Below are 16,287 nucleotides of genomic sequence, written 5' to 3' on the forward strand. Positions count from 1 at the left end.
TTGATCCAATGTAAAAATTGAAAGGTAAGCCATTGAAAGGTGAATCGGTAACATATATTGAGGATTAAAAATGCGTTTACATTCGTTAGTCTTAAAAGACATATCCCGCAGGAAAACAAAACTCGGGCTGGCAGTGTTGAGTGTGGTAATAGCTGCTGCAGCAATAGTAGCTGTAGTCACCACATTTTCCGCAGCAACTGACGGTCTCTATGAAGAATCAAATAAATTCGGAGCAAACATCATCGTCAGACCCGAAGTAACAACCATTCCGCTCGTTGCGGGTTCAACCTCTATTGGTTCTTTGTCTACGGGAGAGAACTACATTGAGGAATCGGAAATTCCCAGAATTCATACTATCCAGAATAACAGTAACCTGGCAGTTGTAGCTCCCAGATTGTACGGGGTTGCAGAACTTGATGATTCTTCTGTCGTTATAATGGGTGTGGACCCTGAAAAGGAAAAAACCCTCAAGCCCTGGTGGAAAATCCAGGGGCACTGGATGGCTGCAAAAACCCCTGAGAAAACCGAAGTAATGGTCGGCTCGGATATAGCCGGTCCCCTTGGGCTCAAAGAAGGATCTCCAATAACCCTCAGCCAGGGGAATATTTCAATTGATGCTCAGGTTGCCGGCGTAATAGAGAGCACAGGCGGCAATGAAGATGGGTATGTGATTCTTCCTCTTGCGACATCCCAGTACCTGCTTTCCAAAGAAGGGAAAGTCAGCAGTTTAGAAGTCCGGGCACTGTGTAATGACTGTCCTGTCGAAGAAATAAGCAGGCAAATAGAAGAAGTGTTCCCAGGACTTGAAGCCAGATCCATGAGCCAGATTGTAGAAACCGAAATGGCAGTTGTGGAACATACCGAGTCTTCGGCAATGGCAGTATCAATAATTACCCTCCTCGTAAGCACATTAACAGTTGCATCCACAATGCTCGCATCCGTAAATGAAAAGCTAAAAGAAATAGGAATTATGCGCGCAGTCGGAGCAAGTAACAGGCAGGTCGTTTCCATGCTGTTCTTTGAAGGAGCAATTATCGGAATAATCGGCGGAGGTATCGGTTTTGCCATCGGAACAGCAGCCTCGTCGATTGCTGCGCCTATGCTGGTCTCGGTGTCGCCTTCGCCAATGTGGGAGATCCTGCCCGCTGTTGTCGGAATTTGCATAGTTACCGGAATGGTAGCTTCTATTATCCCTGCAAAAAGAGCTCTCGGAGTTGACCCTGCGGAGGTGCTAAGAAGTGTCTGATTATCTTGAAACTCTTGAAACATCCAATAATCCTGAGAACCTTTCAGAAAACCTGCTTGCAAACCTGATTCAGGTCAAAGACGTGACAAAAAAGTACAGGCTTGGTAATAACGAGGTAGAAGTCCTGCATGGTATTAATTTGGAAGTCAAAGCCGGAGAATTCGTATCCATAATGGGTCAATCGGGTTCCGGAAAAACCACTTTAATGAACATTATCGGGATGCTGGACAGACCGACTGAAGGAAGCATCCTTATCAAAGATATCGATATCACGAAAAAATCCCAGAAAGAACTTGTCGATTTCAGGCGAAGGACTGTTGGGTTTGTGTTCCAGCAGTTCCATCTCATCCCCTCTCTAACAGCCTATGAAAACGTCGCTCTGCCCCTTGTATTTTCCGGGGACAAGGATAATAGTGCAGTTGAAAGTGCTCTTGAAAGAGTCGGGCTGGCTCACAGGATGCACCATAAGCCGGTAGAGCTTAGCGGGGGAGAACAGCAGAGAGTTGCAATTGCCAGGGCTGTTGTTATGAAACCGAAAATTTTGCTTGCAGATGAGCCCACAGGGGCTCTTGATGCAACTACAGGTTCCATGATAATCTCTTTACTAAAATCACTGGCAGGAGATATGACTGTCATAATGGTCACTCACAACAGTGAGCTTGCAGAATATTCGGACCGCATTGTATACTTAAAAGATGGAAATGTAGCGGAGTGAAAAAAATGAACATAAAATTAATCGGTATGGTTTTGTTAGCAATTGCAGTATCCCTTATGGTAGCGGGATGTACGGATATCGGGTCCTCGGGTAAAGCTAATGCAAGCTCTGTAAAAGCTACCTGGATTAATGCTGAAGTCAGTGCAGATCAGGTATCCATTCCACTCAGTTCCGTAGAAGAGAACACAAATGTTCACTTTAAAGTAAACTCCGACAGCGGGGAAATTGCGGTCATGGCATACAAGTTTAATGATGAGATTTTTGTCAGGTCCAATGTATGCCCTCCATGCAATTCAATAGGGTTTACCCTTGAGAAAGACACTCTTGTGTGTGATTCCTGCGGCACTGTCTTTGATACTGCAACAGGAGCAGGCATTGGAGGAGGATGTGTGTCATTCCCTAAGGAAAGTATCCCTTACACGGTTTCGGACGGGAATATTGTCATGAAACTCGATGATGTGGTAATTGCCCACGAAAAAACCGTGGAGATTAATTAAGAGCCGTTAAGGGAAACGAAATTTCCATATTAAGCCTTAGGCAGTTGAATCATAATCACGCGAAACGGATTAATCAAACGCAATAGACTTACTGCCCAAAGACAAAACAGGGTAGTCGAAAGTTTATTGCTATTGATTTTCAGCTCAACTGCGTAAGTCCTGACTCATTGCATGTACGAACAACCATTTATTTATGCTGGGCTTAAAATGAATGAAATTGAAGTTAGAGAATTAATGCCATCCGAGTTTGAAGAATGGGATCAGCTTGTAGAAAAAACCCAACCCGGTACACCATTTCACACAAGCGATTGGCTGGAAATCTACAGGGATGTCCTATTAAGAGACATCAGGATTTATGGCTGTTTTAGAAACGATGACCTCGTTGGAGGATGCCCCCTTTTTGTTAAAAATATCAAAGGAATCCTCAAAGTGGCGTCTTCGATATGCAGTATGACTGATTACTGCGGACCCCTTATAAGTGAGAGCTCAAGCTCCAAAGCAAGTAAAAAAGTACAGGAAAGCCACGCAATTCTTAACTCCCTCAGGGAGTTCCTCTGCATGCAGGGCTTTGACAGTATTCACCTTAAGTTCTCCCCGGGATTTGAGGATATCAGACCATTCACCTGGAACGGATGGGACTCAAAGGTTCACTATACCCATCACCTTGACCTGAAAGAAAATGTGGATAATAATATTTCAAGGACGATCCGGAAAGACCTTAAATCCGCATCTGAGGCAGGACTCGAGACAAGGAGATGGAGCGATCCTGAAACATATTATGGCCTGCTTTCCAAAGTATACGAGAGACAGAACCTGAAAATACCATTACCCAGGGATTTTTTCGAAAAGGTCTTTGACCTGATCAGGAAAAAAGACATTGGTTACATGCTTGTTTCCGAAACTCCAGAAGGAGAAGCAGTCGCAGCACATTTAACCCTTTACGGAAAGAAAAGTACGATTTCCTGGTCTTCTGCCCGAGACCCGTCTTTTAACCTGAGGGGAACGAATGCTCTTCTTTATTATAATGAGTTTCTTGACCTGCAGTCCAGAGATTTTGAATACATGAACGTTATGGCAGGAAATGTTCCCAGATTTGCAGACTTTATTATGGCTTTTTCCCCTAAACTGGTACCTTACTACAGTGTAACTTTAGAGAATAAAAAGTATTCAGCCCTGAAGATTTTGCACAAAATCGTGACTTAATCCTATTTTTCTTTTTTTCTTCTTTTCTTTTTTTCTTCTTTTCTTTTTTTCTTTTTTATACTTATTTTTCAGTAATTGATCTATTTTCAGGTATTTTTTGCCTTAAAATATAGGTTTAAATATTAACAAGAGGTATGATCTGTTGCCAGTTCACAATTGTGAACACTGCGAGTGCTGAGATGGCAGAATGGCTACGCGATGGACTGCAAATCCATTATACCCCGGTTCGATTCCGGGTCTCAGCTTAGGGGTAATTTGTTGACATAATGCAGAGAAAACATATGGGGGCAGCTATTCAACCTCTGATACCTGCCACAAACCTTTCAGACTGATAAAATAGACAGTCTACTTATTGCCCCGTTTCAGGAACAACTTCTCAACTTCGTTAACATGGGTGTTGCTCGCGCAGTGCCCGGTGAGGTACAAGGTGCGATATTCAGGCAACGGTGTCTACTCCTATGAATAAAGGAGATTTCGCAATAGTTTCATTTCTAGCTCGTTATACATAGTTCCTGGCTGTAGAAAAGGCAGGTGGGACAATAAAAAAACGTCGATAAAAATGAATCACAGGTAAAAAATCATCAGGAAAAAAGGAGAATCATATTGATGGCGGCAAATAATTACAAATTAGGAACACTTGCCCTTCATGCTGGACAGAGCCCTGATCCGACTACAGGATCACGTACAGTACCGATATACCAGACAACATCATACGTTTTCCGCGACACGGAGCATGCAGCCAACCTATTTGGCCTCAAAGAGCTTGGCAATATCTATACCCGTCTGATGAACCCTACCACTGATGTGTTCGAGCAACGCATAGCTGCCATTGAGGGAGGGACCGGAGCCCTTGGAGTTGCATCCGGTTCGGCAGCAATAACTTATGCCCTGTTAGCGATTACCCGCATAGGGGATGAAATCGTATCCGGCAATAACCTGTATGGCGGGACCTATGAACTTTTTAACTATACTTTCCCCAAACTGGGAAGGAAAGTTACATTCGTAGATTCAGCCGATCTAGAAGCATATCGCCAGGCTATCACGGAAAAGACCCGGGCTGTTTATATCGAATCGGTAGGCAACCCGAAGCTTGACGTTCCGGATTTTGAGGCGATTGCAAAAATTGCCCATGAAGCAGGAGTCCCGCTTGTTGTCGACAATACAAGTGCTGTAGGGCTTGTCCGCCCCATTGACTACGGAGCCGATATAGTCGTGCATTCCGCAACCAAATTCATAGGCGGGCATGGGAATTCGATCGGCGGCTCAATAGTCGATTCCGGAAAGTTCGCATGGAACAACGGCAAATTCTCGGAATTCACAGATCCTGACCCTAGCTACCACGGCCTGAAATACTGGGACACTTTTTCAGACTTCCCTGAGCTTGGTAATGTTGCATTTGTCTTTAAAGTAAGGTTGCAGCTTCTCAGGGACACAGGTGCTGCTATTTCGCCTTTCAACTCATTCCTGCTGCTTCAGGGACTTGAGACCCTGCACCTGAGGATAGAGAGGCACGCCGAAAATGCCCTTAAGGTGGCAAAATACCTGTCAGAGCACCCGAAAGTCTCATGGGTCAATTACCCCGGCTTACCGGACCATCCAAGCCACGAGCTTGCAACCAGGTATCTCAAAGGCGGTTATGGTGCACTTCTGGGTTTTGGCGTAAAAGGTGGTGCAGAAGCAGGAAAACAGTTTATTAATTCTCTAAAACTGTTTTCACATGTTGCGAATATAGGCGATTCCAAGAGCCTTGTCATCCATCCCGCAACCACCACTCACCAGCAGCTAACCCCTGCCGAGCAGGAAGCTACAGGCGTCACGCCGGATTACATCCGCCTATCCGTGGGCATTGAAGATATAGAGGATATAATCTCAGACCTCGAGCAGGCTCTTGAAAAAGTATAACTGCACACATCTGTACAGAATCTGTACAAATCCAGACAGCACAACATAAGAAACGCAAACCTTTTTTATTTTTTGATGAGCAATAGCTCATCCCGGCTCTTTTTGATTTTTAAGTTTTTAAGCAAAGAGGATAACATAAGCTAGAAAGATTCTTTATCAATTTTTGAAAGTAAGGTTGCTTGCCAGGTGGATAATTGTAGAAATCCAAACATAGTTCCTTACATTATAATCCCACAAAGATATAGTCCCACAAAAGAGAATGTAATATAACTATGAAGAAAGGAACTGAAAAAAAAATCAAAAATTCCGGAAAACTCTATGAAGATCACTGTGAGCAGGAATGGCCCGTATATCGTGACCGGTAAAGTTCCACTTATTGTCTCGGAGATTTGCAATGACGAAGAGGGCTACTGCAGAGACTGGCGGGAAGTCAAAAGATACCCTTTGAAGGAACGGTATGCTCTATGCCGTTGCGGTCATTCAGAGAACAAACCTTTCTGTGACGGGACACATACAAAGGTTCACTTTGACGGAACCGAGACCGGAGACTATAAGCCCTATACTGAAGGCGTGAACATTATTTCCGGCCCTGTGCTAACTCTAACCGACAATAAACATCTATGTGTCCATGCTGAATTCTGCTTACGAGCAGGTGGAATATGGAAGCTTGTGAGACAGTCCTATGACCCTGAGGCCAGGGATACAGCCATTGAAGAAGCATGCAACTGCCCTTCCGGCAGGCTGGTAATCCTGGATAATGCCACCGAAAAGGCGATTGAGCCTGAACTCGAGAAGTCCATAGTTGTTGTTGAATATCCCCCTCGCGACGAACACGGTCCGCTCTGGGTACGCGGTGGCATCCCCATAGAATCCGCAGATGGTAAAAAGTACGAAATCAGGAATCGGGTCACTCTTTGCAGGTGCGGAAAATCGAAGAACAAGCCTTTCTGTGACGGTAGCCATATTGAGAGATAAGGATGAAAAAATGGAGAGTATGAGAATCGAAAGATAAAGATGAGAATATCTAGAGACAAGGATAAGAAAATGGGATATGGAAGCGAGTTCAAAACCCTTGCCATTAAGTTATTGGGTGATTTAATTGAATGATGAAATTTTTGAACAAATCCACAAAAGTTTGACCGTGGAACAAATAATGACCCCAAAAGAAGAGTTTTATTTTCATCCTCAAGATTCAAAATTTCATAAAGAAATAACTGTTTTTCCTATTGAAAATGAAGACGGGTCAATCATTAAGTATTTTGATAGTAAGGGTTCCAGAGAACACTATATATTGCCGGATAAGATGGTTTCAAAAAGCCTGGATATAATGTCTTTAATCAAAATGCTGGATAAAAACTCCTTTTTCTTTGTGATCCATGCTGAGATTGTAGGAATAGTTACTGTTGCAGATTTAAGAAAAGGGGCTGTGAGGATGTTCTTCTATTTACTACTTTACAGGCTGGAGAATCAGATGAAAATGTATTTCAAGGAAAGAATGTCCGAAACTAAATTTATAGAGCTTGCAAAACCAAAATGCAGGTTACAAGAAAAGATGTATGAACTCTCTGTTTTTGAAGAGTGTAGCTTTTACGATTACCTTGTAGCCCTGAAAAATTATGATGTTTTTAAGCAAAAACACGGTTTGTCAATAAGAGATGTTGAACAATTTGGAGGCCTTGATAAATTCAGGAACTGGATCATGCACCCTTCAAGGGAAGAAGTCAAAGTAAAAATAGACTCAGACATGGATTATAATCGTTACCTGTTCAAGCAACTTGACAGAATTCAGAAGCTCGAAATATTATTGCAAGACTCCTAACATTATTTTATCCACCCTGTATAGAGCTGCAAAGAAAAAGCATCATTACTGGAATAAACAGGCTATTTGTTCAACAATTCTTAATTAAGAATCATATTGATTTCCATACTTTAGCCAGTGATTCTCCCTTCACATGAATTTTAAATTCGAATAAATATCCAAAAGGCGTCATCGAAGTTTCAAATCCCTTTGCAGTTAGTTTGTCCCTGATTGTTTTAATCGCATCTTCTGCAAATTCAATACTCGACTTACTTTCAGATAGGTGTCCGAAAGAATGCAGGACTACCTTGTTTCTACCTGTTTTTTTAGCCAGCCAGCTGATATTATTTACAGCCTTTTTAACAACCCTGTCCTTCTGGTCCTCATCTTCTTTCTCAACGTTAATGAAAATGACCAGGGAGTCTGCTGTGGCTTTTTCTACATCATATGTTTCAGCAGAGTCCACGGTTTTGCTGAATGTTTTATACCAGAAATCGTCTGTGTCAAACATTAACAATTTCATTTTTATCACATCGAAGTACTCAGTTCATTCCCTTCGGTTCATTCCTTTTCAGGCTTTGAAAAGACAAGTCCATAATGATATGGCTTCAGGTCATGCCTGTTTTCCAACTTAAATCCCAGATCAGTAGCCCATTTGATGCACTGTTCGGGTTCTGGCCTTATAGCCATTGGCGGACCTCGCGGAGTTTCCGGATCGTAGTTCCAGTGCATAATGCCTAATTTGCCTTCTGGAGCCAGGATACGGCAAGCTTCTTTAAGAAGTTCTTCCGGTTTTTCTGCATGCAGGATATTAAAAAGCATTACATAGTCCATACTCTGATCTTTTAGCCCGGAACCTTTATGGATAACGTCACAGAGTGCTGTTTTTATGTTTTTTAAATTCTCATTACTTGCTCTTTCGGTTACTCTTTTTACCATTTCTTTTTCAATATCAATTGCGTATATTTCTCCTTTTATCATTTTTGACGCAGGTATAGTAAAAGTTCCGTAACCACATCCAAAGTCAACTGCATTTACTATGTTATTATCAAATCCCATGATCTCCAGGATCTTTTCCGGCTCAAAAAAGTCTTTCCACAGGCTTTCAGGCGGCATACCGCTTTCTCTGATTTTCATATTCAGTGCTCCTCCATCAGTGCTCCATAAATTTTGCCTGCAAAATTTCCGCTGGCTTATTTTTCCCAATTCTAATTCCAGTTCTTTCCAGCTTTAAAAAGTAAAGGATAAAGGGAATGGGCGAAGGATAAAATTCCCGAATTTGAAAGTGAGTGAAAAAATTGAGGCAAAGTACACTCACATAGGTAACCACTTACATAGGTAACCACTTACATAGGTAACCACTTACATAGGTAATCACTTACATAGGTAATCACTCATGTAATCACTTACATAGGTAATCACTCATTCAGGTACAATCACAGAGGCCCTGCATACTTACTCATAACGTCTTCCATTAAAGTAAGCCCTCCACTAAACCCTGCGTAATTGTGCTCGAGTATTACGCGGTCGTATGACGGAAATGAAACCGTCAGATGTATGGCATTGAATTGAGAACTGGCTATAAAAGTTTCAAGGGAACTTGCAAGCAAGAACATGAAACTTCTGTCTTTCAAATTCTCTCTAATCCTGTACGCATCTACTTCATAGATTATTTCCGGCCAGGCAGGAGTCTCAAGACCTGCTGTCAGTTCTTCGTTTATTAATTCGCGGGCTTCCTCAGGAGGATTATCAGTTATCTGGACAATATCAGGCAGATAACCCATTTCATTTGCAAGGTATTTTGTAATGCTTACAGCCGAATTGCTGTCAGCAACCACCGCAAAATAAGGATGCGGTCTGGCGATCAAAAGTATGTCACCAATATACTCTGCAAATCTGTACGCCCGCCTTTCCTCTCTGGCAATCAGATTTTCAATAAGGTCTGCTGAAACTCCTAACCTTTCTCCGATAACTCTCAAAAACTCTGAGGTTTGCTTTGGCCCTATAGGTACCCCGGGGAAGGAGATGTGGGGAGTATCGAACTTTTCTTCCAGCTTCTCTGCAGTTTTATGCCCGATCCAGCTTGAGAGGACAATATTATATTCAGCAGCCGGGATTTTTTTCAGGTTTTCAAGGGAGTCAAACTCTCCTACTATCAGATTCGGTCTCAAGCCTATGCTTTCAAGAAGCTCTTTTATCTCTCTTGCTTCCCCTTTCCAGAATATATGCTGGGAAGGAACTATCCCGAATACATTTACCAGCCCTTTTTCTTTCGGAGTCGGTTCGAGCAGCTGGTCAATTACGGCATCAAAGAAATACTCATAACCGTCGTATGAGGTTCCTGCAAACCCTGAGGTATTCACATGTATGATCGGGACTTCGGGGTGCTTTTCCTTAAATGCTCTGATAACCGATCCAACATCGTCTCCTATAAGGGAAGGGACACAGCCAGAGATGACTGCTAATAGTTCCCCATTTACAAGTTCTGCCGTTGATTCGATAAGCTTTTCGAGCTTCCTTTCGCCGCCGAAAATCACGTGCTCTTCAACTAAAGAGGAGCAGGGTGTGCTTGTCCCTCCGTAAGGGCCTCCGGCATTCTGGCCGCCTGCGTAAAATTGGCCGAAAAGCTGTCCGATTCCACACCCTGCCCCGGAATGAAGTATGGGAACTACTCCAAATATGCCAACTGCAGTTGAATACGCTCCTCCGAGTGCACAGGAGTAGCGCGGCGCTTCAATGGCGCCTGAAATAATATTAGTTGTCTGTAAAGATTCATCAATTACCATGATTACACCTGATTCTATACCTGATTCTATACCTGATTCTATACCTGATTCTATACCTGATTCTATACCTAATTCTATACCTGATTCTATACCTGATTCTATACCTAATTCTATACCTGATTCAATCCTCTGTTTATTCCTTAGTCCTCTGATTCAAGATAATATAGCGAATTCGGCTGTTTGTACCACCAGTCTTTGTATGTGCTCCTGGTCTTTTGGAGCATGGTTCTTTGATATGAATGGCTTTTTAATGACTGCAAAAGGAAATTTCCAAATGCAATAGCTCCCGTATAGCCGCTCTGGGCACTCCAGGGGTGCGGGTCGGACCTTAATGCATGCACCCTTGTGACCCCTTTGTCTCGCTTGAATGCACCTCCCTGGAAAGGGCAGGTCATTGCGATATCTGGATTTCTCCTGTTGGTAATATGCGTCTGTTCTGCAGCCTGGAACGTATTTACGAGAATGTCAAAATCCCCGGTCTGGGCGAGCAATTTCTCCAGATCCTTGAGTATGAGATTGTCAAAGTCCTGGCACATTGCAGCTGAAGATTTAAGGCCGAGTTCATCAAAGTACGGGACCTGAGCCAGAAGCCTTCCCTGCCCGAGTGCGCCAAGCACTTCTACTTTTTCTCCGTTGCCTTTGAAATTTTCAAATTCATGTCTAATCGCTTTCAGTTTTGGAAGCCACTTTTTGTGCTCTTCTTCAATCAGGGCTTCTACTTCCTGTTCCTTTCAGTAAATTTCCCGATTTGCCTAAGCCACTCATCCGTATTGGCGATTCCCATTGGAGATGGATAGAGGAATTAAGGAACTCCATATTCCTGCTCAAGCCCACGTGCGAGATAGTCCGTGTAAGTCGGGCAGAGAGGAGCAGTCACTGCAGCTTCGGAGAGCTGTTCAAACTGCTCCACAGATGCAAATTCAGGCACGAAATTAACTCTCAGCCCAACCTTTTCCAGCAGGCGTTTTATCTCCAGTCTGTCCTGCCAGGTGTACGAGAGCATACTTGCTACATTTACGAGATCTTTCTGCTTCTTTTCCGGCTTTTTAACAAGGTACTTTAAGACCGCATGCCAGAATGCATCATAGCCTGTCTGGACAAGCTTTGAGCGTGAGCCTTCACAATGGACAGGGACTATTGTTGCTTTTACCTGCGGCTGATATTCCGCAACAACCCCTTCTATGTCCTCTCCAATGATTCCCGAAGTACAGGATGTAAGTATAAAGATCGCTTTCGGATTGTACCGCTTCTGAACTTCCAGTATTGCTGCACCAAGCTTCTCGCCTGCACCGTAGACCACATCTTTTTCTCCCATGTTTGTTGTAACCCAGTGCAGGTCATAATTAGCAGGACGGCCAAGTTCAACAGGCACATGCCGATAGAGTTCACGATAGCCGAGTGCTGCAGACGAGCAGCCTACAGGTGCGTGATATATGGCTACAGCGTCACGGATTGTTCCGATCCTTACTGAAAGATAGAAGTTCAGAACACAACCACTTGACTGCTGGAAATTCCTTTCTCTCTGTCTCAGGCAGCCTGAACGGGCTTCTTTTGCAAGGTCGCTTGCCTTTCCATACCAGACATTTATACCGTTTGCCCTCTGTTCTCTGTTTGGGCATGTAGCCCGTGATAGGTCGATTCTTTCTTCGATAAGTTCATTTTCAGTAAGTTCTGTTCCTGACATTCGTATTACTCCGTAGGAGACCTTTTTTTCTTAATGAATTCATCTTTGAATTCGTCTCCGGTACGTTTTGTTCCTGGCATCAATACCTCTAATCGAGATCGGTAGATATATAAATCGGGAATTCAGCAAAAATGCGACCTTTTTTTTCATTATCCGAATTTTTGCGGCAAAAACCAATATAGGAGAAATTCAAGAAAATTCATCAACCCTGCAAAAGGAAGTTAGCGAGGGAATAAAATGGCTAAGGTAACAGACGAACTGGTAATTCGTGGGAATTGCTATAAACAGGACAAGAATTCTAACAGAAATTCTGCCAGAGGTTCGGAACAATACTCATGAAAATTTCATTTTCGGCGTGCGCATGGGTGAATATCTTCCAGAAAGCAAGGCTGGCGTTGAAGTGGCTAAAACCTTTGAAAAAGCCGGCATTGATTTACTGCACATTTCATCTGGCATGCAGCCTCCAACACACCCGGTTCCGGAAGGTTTCATATGCAGCCCTATTACCTATAGCGGATGTAAGATTAAAAAAGAAGTAAACATTCCCGTTATTGAGGTCAATGAAATCCGCACGGAAGAACAGGTTCGATTTTTAATTGAAAACGATTATGCGGATTTTGTTGCCATTGGCAGGGGCATGTTAGCTGACCCTGAGTTTGCCAATCATGTGGTGAACAGCGAGCCTTTAAACAGGTGCTCCGCATGTAAGAATTATCTCTGGTTTACTGACCATACCCTGTGCCCGGCGAGAAGTAACAAGTAAATTGAGGTTTTCAGGGTTGATTCCCATGAAATAAGGCAAAAGATTCTAAGTATTTTCTTGGTCTGATTGGAGAAAATTAGAGTTTTCGAAGGGGACTTTGTATTACATGAAACAAAACGCAAAGTCAGATAAACCGTTTACTCTTAACAGCCATGTTCTGGAAAGTGTGAATAAGTGGGAAGCTCTGGTTTTAAGCCAAAAGTAAAAATATGTATACTTTTACTGTAAAATGTAAAAATGTAAATTTTACTGTAAAATATAAAATGTAAATTTTATAAGTAAAATAGTAAAACAGCTTAAGGAAATGCTGTAAAAAATCTTAAAACCAAATAGATATAAATTGTATTGCTAGTCAGTTATTGATTTATATTTCAAACTCATTCATTGTTATATTATTTAGTATTGTATTCAAATTGTTTTTGGGGTAGTAATTTGTGAATATAGAAAAGAAAAAAGGGGATGTTTCCGAAGAACATAGAGAGGTTGATGAAACTCTTGATGATGTCTTAGAACTACATGATAAGTTGTTGAAAATGGGTTTTGAGGGGATCGCTAAAGATGCGTTAAGAATATATGACAACCTATCGAGGATAAAGGAAGAACAAGATAAACCAAATATTAAACCAAATATCGATAAACAGAGTAATAAAATTTCTGAAGAGGGGGGGGGGTAATGCTTCAACATTGACTTCCCTTTTTCTTAGAGATGAAAAGGGACACATATATGGGAAGGTTGGAGTAAACCCAGACGTATCTTCAAAAGAATTACTGGAGAATGACCCTGGTAGAAGCGAAATTTCGAAAGAAGATCTACAGAAGAACTCAGAAAGTTATCGCCTGTTCTTGCAAGATGTAAGAAAATCCATAGGGCTCTGGCTTGATGAAAATCTTGTTCCAACCTTTATAGATGGATCTGTTAAAGAAATTACTGGTTATGATAGGGAAGATTTTCGCTCTATAAATCTTAAGTGGATTGAACTGGTTATACCTGAGGATCAGTTTTTGGTTCTTAAACACATAGAGTGGGTAAAGTCGAATCCTAACACTTATGCAGAACTTGAATATAGGATACGAATGAAAGATGGAGAAATTAGATGGCTCAGGGAGATTATACATGTTCTTCCTGAAAACAAGGAATATCAAGCTGCCTTCCGAAGTTTCATCTATGACATCAATGAACAGAAACAAGCTGAAGAAAGAAGGATGAAGATTGAAGAAGCTCAAAAAAGAGAAATTCACCACAGAGTAAAAAATAACCTGCAAATAATTTCATCGCTTCTCGATTTGCAAGCTCAAACGTTAGCTGGCAGTAATGTATGTGACACTCCAAAAGTTCTTGAAGCCTTTAAGGATAGCCAGAACCGTATAGCTTCGATGGCTTTGATTCATGAAGAACTTTATAGCTCTACAAGCACAGGATATGTCGGTCTTGATTTTTCGGCATACTTAAAGAATCTGACGGCATACATTTTTGACTCATACAATGTGAAAAATGATGCCATTTCCTTGAAGTTAAAATTTGACCAGATTAACTTGGGCATGGATACTGCAATCCCTCTTGGAAATATTGCCACTGAACTTATTTCTAATGCCCTGAAGTATGCATTCCCGAGCAAAAGTAAAGGAGAAGTCAGCATTCTTCTTTGCAAAAAAGAGAATTACAAACATTATATAGAAAATTCAGGGGGTTTCAGGGCAGATTCTCAATGTCAAGGTATGGAAGATCTACAGTTCGTTCTTGTTATAAAAGACAATGGAATCGGCTTGCCAGATGAAATTGACTTCAAAAAAGCAGATTCCCTTGGACTTCAGATTGTAACCATTCTTGTTGAACAGATAGATGGGTGTATTGAGCTTAAAAGGGACAATGGAACAGAGTTCACTATATGGTTTAAAGATACTACCCATGTGTAAAAATAAAAGTTAACGTTTAGTTTGAATCAAAACTCATCTCCAAAAATTAAACTTTACAAGAAATTGTCCCCATAAATATTAGACTTTTTATCAAACAAACTTTGTAAAAAATAATCAGGCTTTTTGTTATGGCAACTTCGGAAAAAAAGTTGTGCATTATCTCTACAAAAGCGCACACTTTTTTTGAGTTACCTATATCTCTAAGTTTAATGCCAGGGTTGAGATTCGAACCCACGGATACCTTCTTAAATGTATCCTCAGTCGATTGCCTTTGACCTGGCTGGACAATCCTTGCATATTGAAGGACATATTTAGTCTACTGTTTGAGGATTATGCACGTGACAAAAATAAACCATAATTCAAATTATTTCCTAGCTACCACAGTGATAGTCCACAGTAGTCGATTGATATTATTCTAAATTTATCAAAATCCATTTCTTCAATACAAAGTTCACACTTTAATCTTTTCAGAACATCCTGTTCAAGTGTATTATAACCTGCACATTAATTATTCAGGTGAGAACACCCATAACAATTTGCTCCGTATACACAATCATCTTATGCTTTCAGTAAACAATTTCAGAAATTATAAGAAAATTTAGATATTTAAGGTGAGTGAATTTTTTAAGTTATTCAAAGAATTGAATAGATTTATTAGTCCTTTGAATCTCAACACTATTATATTCACCTTTATTTCCAAAAACTGTACTAAATTCATTAGTATTTTCCAAGCAAGTTGAAATTATTCTTCTATTTAAAAAACTAATCTTTTCAGAGTAAAGTCTTAAAAATATTAAGAATATTGGGATGGGAAATCAGTTATTACCGTCAAAATTATGCAAAAACCTTTTTTTGTCAGTTGTGAAACCGCAGCCAATGAAATAACAAAATTCGTAAAAGAATGCCACCTGCGTTGTTTATGTGACTTTCGATGCAAAGAAGACCGTAGACAAGACCATAACCATTGCAGAACAGCTCAATGGAAAATCAACTCTGGTTTCAGAGCTGAATTCGACTGAGGTCCACAAGTACTTCAATCTTTGGGCTGGAAACAGTGGTTTTGCAACTCCAAATAATGTCGAAAACCCGGTTGTATACTTCAAGGTTAAAAGAGCTGGATACAGGATAAAAAGATCAATGAGTCTTCAATCGTTCTAATCAGGTTCAGTGACAGTTCAGTGACAAAAAAATGGGATCAGTTTCAACCACCCAATTAGGGGAAGATAACAAGTACATGTATTTCACAGCAAAAACCCAGGATTTTCCTCCTTTTGTAATAACGGGTAAGACAGTAAATGGGACTGAAACACAGCCTTCGACTGAGAACAAAACGCATTTAGCCATGGATAATACTCAAAATGAATCTACCAGTTGAAATATGGCAATAAATGTTGAACAAATATCTGAGCAAAATCAAAACCTAAACGCTTCTGAAAAAGAAAGTAAAAAACGCCTGGTTTTGAAATAGCTTCTGGTATTGTCTGTCTGATTAGCGTATTATTGTTCTAAAGAAAATAAAACCACGTATTGCTGGACTACCCAATGGTTTGGTTCTTATAGTGAACTATCGCTAAACTAAAGATTCACCGGCTTCCTGAGTCATCCTTCCCTCTACTGAGGACTAGTCATACAGGCTCTACCCCGCGTACCACAGGTGAAATAGAATATATAATCGTGAGATTACTTGAGATGCTTAGAGCTTCCGGTTTTCTCCGGCTTAATGTTCCCAATCCCTTCAGGTATACGATACCCTGTTATCCAACTCCCTCAGCTTGGTTT

17 protein-coding genes and 1 tRNA gene are annotated in these 16,287 nt (G+C 41.2%); 13 read left to right on the forward strand and 5 right to left on the reverse strand.

The annotated features are described in order from the left end of the window. Positions 1-70: 70 nt before the first annotated feature. The 8 genes from FXV91_RS13010 (at position 71) to FXV91_RS13045 (ending at position 7,382) form a co-directional block, all read left to right on the forward strand. Positions 71-1,246, forward strand: a complete 1,176-nt coding sequence (locus FXV91_RS13010; RefSeq protein ID WP_229391027.1) for an FtsX-like permease family protein — start codon at positions 71-73, stop codon at positions 1,244-1,246. Then, on the forward strand, positions 1,239-1,961 hold the full coding sequence (locus FXV91_RS13015) for an ABC transporter ATP-binding protein (RefSeq protein WP_345945517.1): 723 nt from the start codon (positions 1,239-1,241) through the stop codon (positions 1,959-1,961). Before FXV91_RS13010 ends, FXV91_RS13015 begins: the two co-directional genes overlap by 8 nt. Positions 1,962-1,966: 5 nt before the next feature. Then, the gene (locus tag FXV91_RS13020) at positions 1,967-2,458 is read left to right on the forward strand and encodes a Fe-S-containing protein (RefSeq protein ID WP_229391028.1); all 492 of its coding nucleotides are present in this window, start codon (positions 1,967-1,969) and stop codon (positions 2,456-2,458) included. Between the two features lie 207 nt (positions 2,459-2,665). Beyond that, positions 2,666-3,661 (forward strand): GNAT family N-acetyltransferase, encoded by a 996-nt coding sequence (locus FXV91_RS13025; RefSeq protein ID WP_229391029.1) that lies wholly within the window; start codon positions 2,666-2,668, stop codon positions 3,659-3,661. A 173-nt stretch (positions 3,662-3,834) separates the two neighbouring features. Next, a tRNA-Cys gene (locus FXV91_RS13030) sits at positions 3,835-3,906 on the forward strand. 361 nt (positions 3,907-4,267) lie between these two features. After that, positions 4,268-5,563 carry an O-acetylhomoserine aminocarboxypropyltransferase/cysteine synthase family protein gene (locus FXV91_RS13035; RefSeq protein ID WP_229391030.1) on the forward strand — a complete coding sequence of 432 codons (1,296 nt, stop codon included), beginning with the start codon at positions 4,268-4,270 and terminating at the stop codon, positions 5,561-5,563. A gap of 318 nt (positions 5,564-5,881) precedes the next feature. Next, positions 5,882-6,538 (forward strand): CDGSH iron-sulfur domain-containing protein, encoded by a 657-nt coding sequence (locus FXV91_RS13040; RefSeq protein ID WP_229391031.1) that lies wholly within the window; start codon positions 5,882-5,884, stop codon positions 6,536-6,538. Between the two features lie 124 nt (positions 6,539-6,662). Further along, on the forward strand, positions 6,663-7,382 hold the full coding sequence (locus FXV91_RS13045) for a hypothetical protein (protein WP_229391033.1): 720 nt from the start codon (positions 6,663-6,665) through the stop codon (positions 7,380-7,382). A gap of 91 nt (positions 7,383-7,473) precedes the next feature. Here the strand turns inward: FXV91_RS13045 and FXV91_RS13050 are convergent, their stop codons facing one another. The 5 genes from FXV91_RS13050 to FXV91_RS13070 all read right to left on the reverse strand — a co-directional run bounded on the left by FXV91_RS13050 (position 7,474) and on the right by FXV91_RS13070 (position 11,831). Then, on the reverse strand, positions 7,474-7,884 hold the full coding sequence (locus tag FXV91_RS13050) for a threonyl-tRNA synthetase editing domain-containing protein (RefSeq protein WP_229391248.1): 411 nt from the start codon (positions 7,882-7,884) through the stop codon (positions 7,474-7,476). Positions 7,885-7,922: 38 nt separating this feature from the next. Continuing rightward, on the reverse strand, positions 7,923-8,498 hold the full coding sequence (locus FXV91_RS13055; RefSeq protein ID WP_229391035.1) for a class I SAM-dependent methyltransferase: 576 nt from the start codon (positions 8,496-8,498) through the stop codon (positions 7,923-7,925). Positions 8,499-8,797: 299 nt separating this feature from the next. Then, on the reverse strand, positions 8,798-10,147 hold the full coding sequence (locus FXV91_RS13060; protein WP_229391037.1) for a nitrogenase component 1: 1,350 nt from the start codon (positions 10,145-10,147) through the stop codon (positions 8,798-8,800). A gap of 140 nt (positions 10,148-10,287) precedes the next feature. Further along, entirely contained in the window at positions 10,288-10,764 is a 477-nt protein-coding gene (locus FXV91_RS13065) for a hypothetical protein (RefSeq protein WP_229391039.1), read from the reverse strand. Positions 10,765-10,949: 185 nt separating this feature from the next. Next, positions 10,950-11,831 carry a nitrogenase component 1 gene (locus FXV91_RS13070; protein WP_229391040.1) on the reverse strand — a complete coding sequence of 294 codons (882 nt, stop codon included), beginning with the start codon at positions 11,829-11,831 and terminating at the stop codon, positions 10,950-10,952. A 310-nt stretch (positions 11,832-12,141) separates the two neighbouring features. Here FXV91_RS13070 and FXV91_RS13075 point away from each other — a divergent pair, with 310 nt between their 5' ends. From FXV91_RS13075 to FXV91_RS19825, 5 genes are all read left to right on the forward strand, one after another. Next, positions 12,142-12,594: a tRNA-dihydrouridine synthase gene (locus FXV91_RS13075; protein WP_229391251.1), complete on the forward strand. Its 453-nt coding sequence runs from the start codon at positions 12,142-12,144 to the stop codon at positions 12,592-12,594. A gap of 434 nt (positions 12,595-13,028) precedes the next feature. Continuing rightward, a complete protein-coding gene (locus FXV91_RS13080; RefSeq protein ID WP_229391042.1) occupies positions 13,029-13,268 on the forward strand; it encodes a hypothetical protein in 240 nt (79 codons plus the stop codon). A 10-nt stretch (positions 13,269-13,278) separates the two neighbouring features. After that, complete coding sequence (locus FXV91_RS13085; RefSeq protein ID WP_229391044.1) at positions 13,279-14,508, forward strand: histidine kinase dimerization/phosphoacceptor domain -containing protein; 1,230 nt, start codon at positions 13,279-13,281, stop codon at positions 14,506-14,508. A gap of 921 nt (positions 14,509-15,429) precedes the next feature. Further along, on the forward strand, positions 15,430-15,666 hold the full coding sequence (locus FXV91_RS19820; RefSeq protein ID WP_345945518.1) for a PGF-pre-PGF domain-containing protein: 237 nt from the start codon (positions 15,430-15,432) through the stop codon (positions 15,664-15,666). Positions 15,667-15,697: 31 nt separating this feature from the next. Further along, positions 15,698-15,883 carry a PGF-pre-PGF domain-containing protein gene (locus FXV91_RS19825; protein ID WP_255680450.1) on the forward strand — a complete coding sequence of 62 codons (186 nt, stop codon included), beginning with the start codon at positions 15,698-15,700 and terminating at the stop codon, positions 15,881-15,883. The last annotated feature ends 404 nt before the right edge of the window (positions 15,884-16,287 follow it).

This window comes from Methanosarcina sp. DH2 (assembly GCF_020804225.1).
Classification (GTDB): domain Archaea; phylum Halobacteriota; class Methanosarcinia; order Methanosarcinales; family Methanosarcinaceae; genus Methanosarcina.

Coding starts and splice junctions, on each gene's coding strand:
- FXV91_RS13035 (WP_229391030.1), top strand. CDS start 4,268: ATGGCGGCAAATAATTACAAATTAGGAACACTTGCCCTTCATGCTGGA.
- FXV91_RS13040 (WP_229391031.1), top strand. CDS start 5,882: ATGAAGATCACTGTGAGCAGGAATGGCCCGTATATCGTGACCGGTAAA.
- FXV91_RS13010 (WP_229391027.1), top strand. CDS start 71: ATGCGTTTACATTCGTTAGTCTTAAAAGACATATCCCGCAGGAAAACA.
- FXV91_RS13055 (WP_229391035.1), bottom strand. CDS start 8,498: ATGAAAATCAGAGAAAGCGGTATGCCGCCTGAAAGCCTGTGGAAAGAC.
- FXV91_RS13020 (WP_229391028.1), top strand. CDS start 1,967: ATGAACATAAAATTAATCGGTATGGTTTTGTTAGCAATTGCAGTATCC.
- FXV91_RS13070 (WP_229391040.1), bottom strand. CDS start 11,831: ATGTCAGGAACAGAACTTACTGAAAATGAACTTATCGAAGAAAGAATC.
- FXV91_RS13050 (WP_229391248.1), bottom strand. CDS start 7,884: ATGAAATTGTTAATGTTTGACACAGACGATTTCTGGTATAAAACATTC.
- FXV91_RS19825 (WP_255680450.1), top strand. CDS start 15,698: ATGGGATCAGTTTCAACCACCCAATTAGGGGAAGATAACAAGTACATG.
- FXV91_RS13025 (WP_229391029.1), top strand. CDS start 2,666: ATGAATGAAATTGAAGTTAGAGAATTAATGCCATCCGAGTTTGAAGAA.
- FXV91_RS13060 (WP_229391037.1), bottom strand. CDS start 10,147: ATGGTAATTGATGAATCTTTACAGACAACTAATATTATTTCAGGCGCC.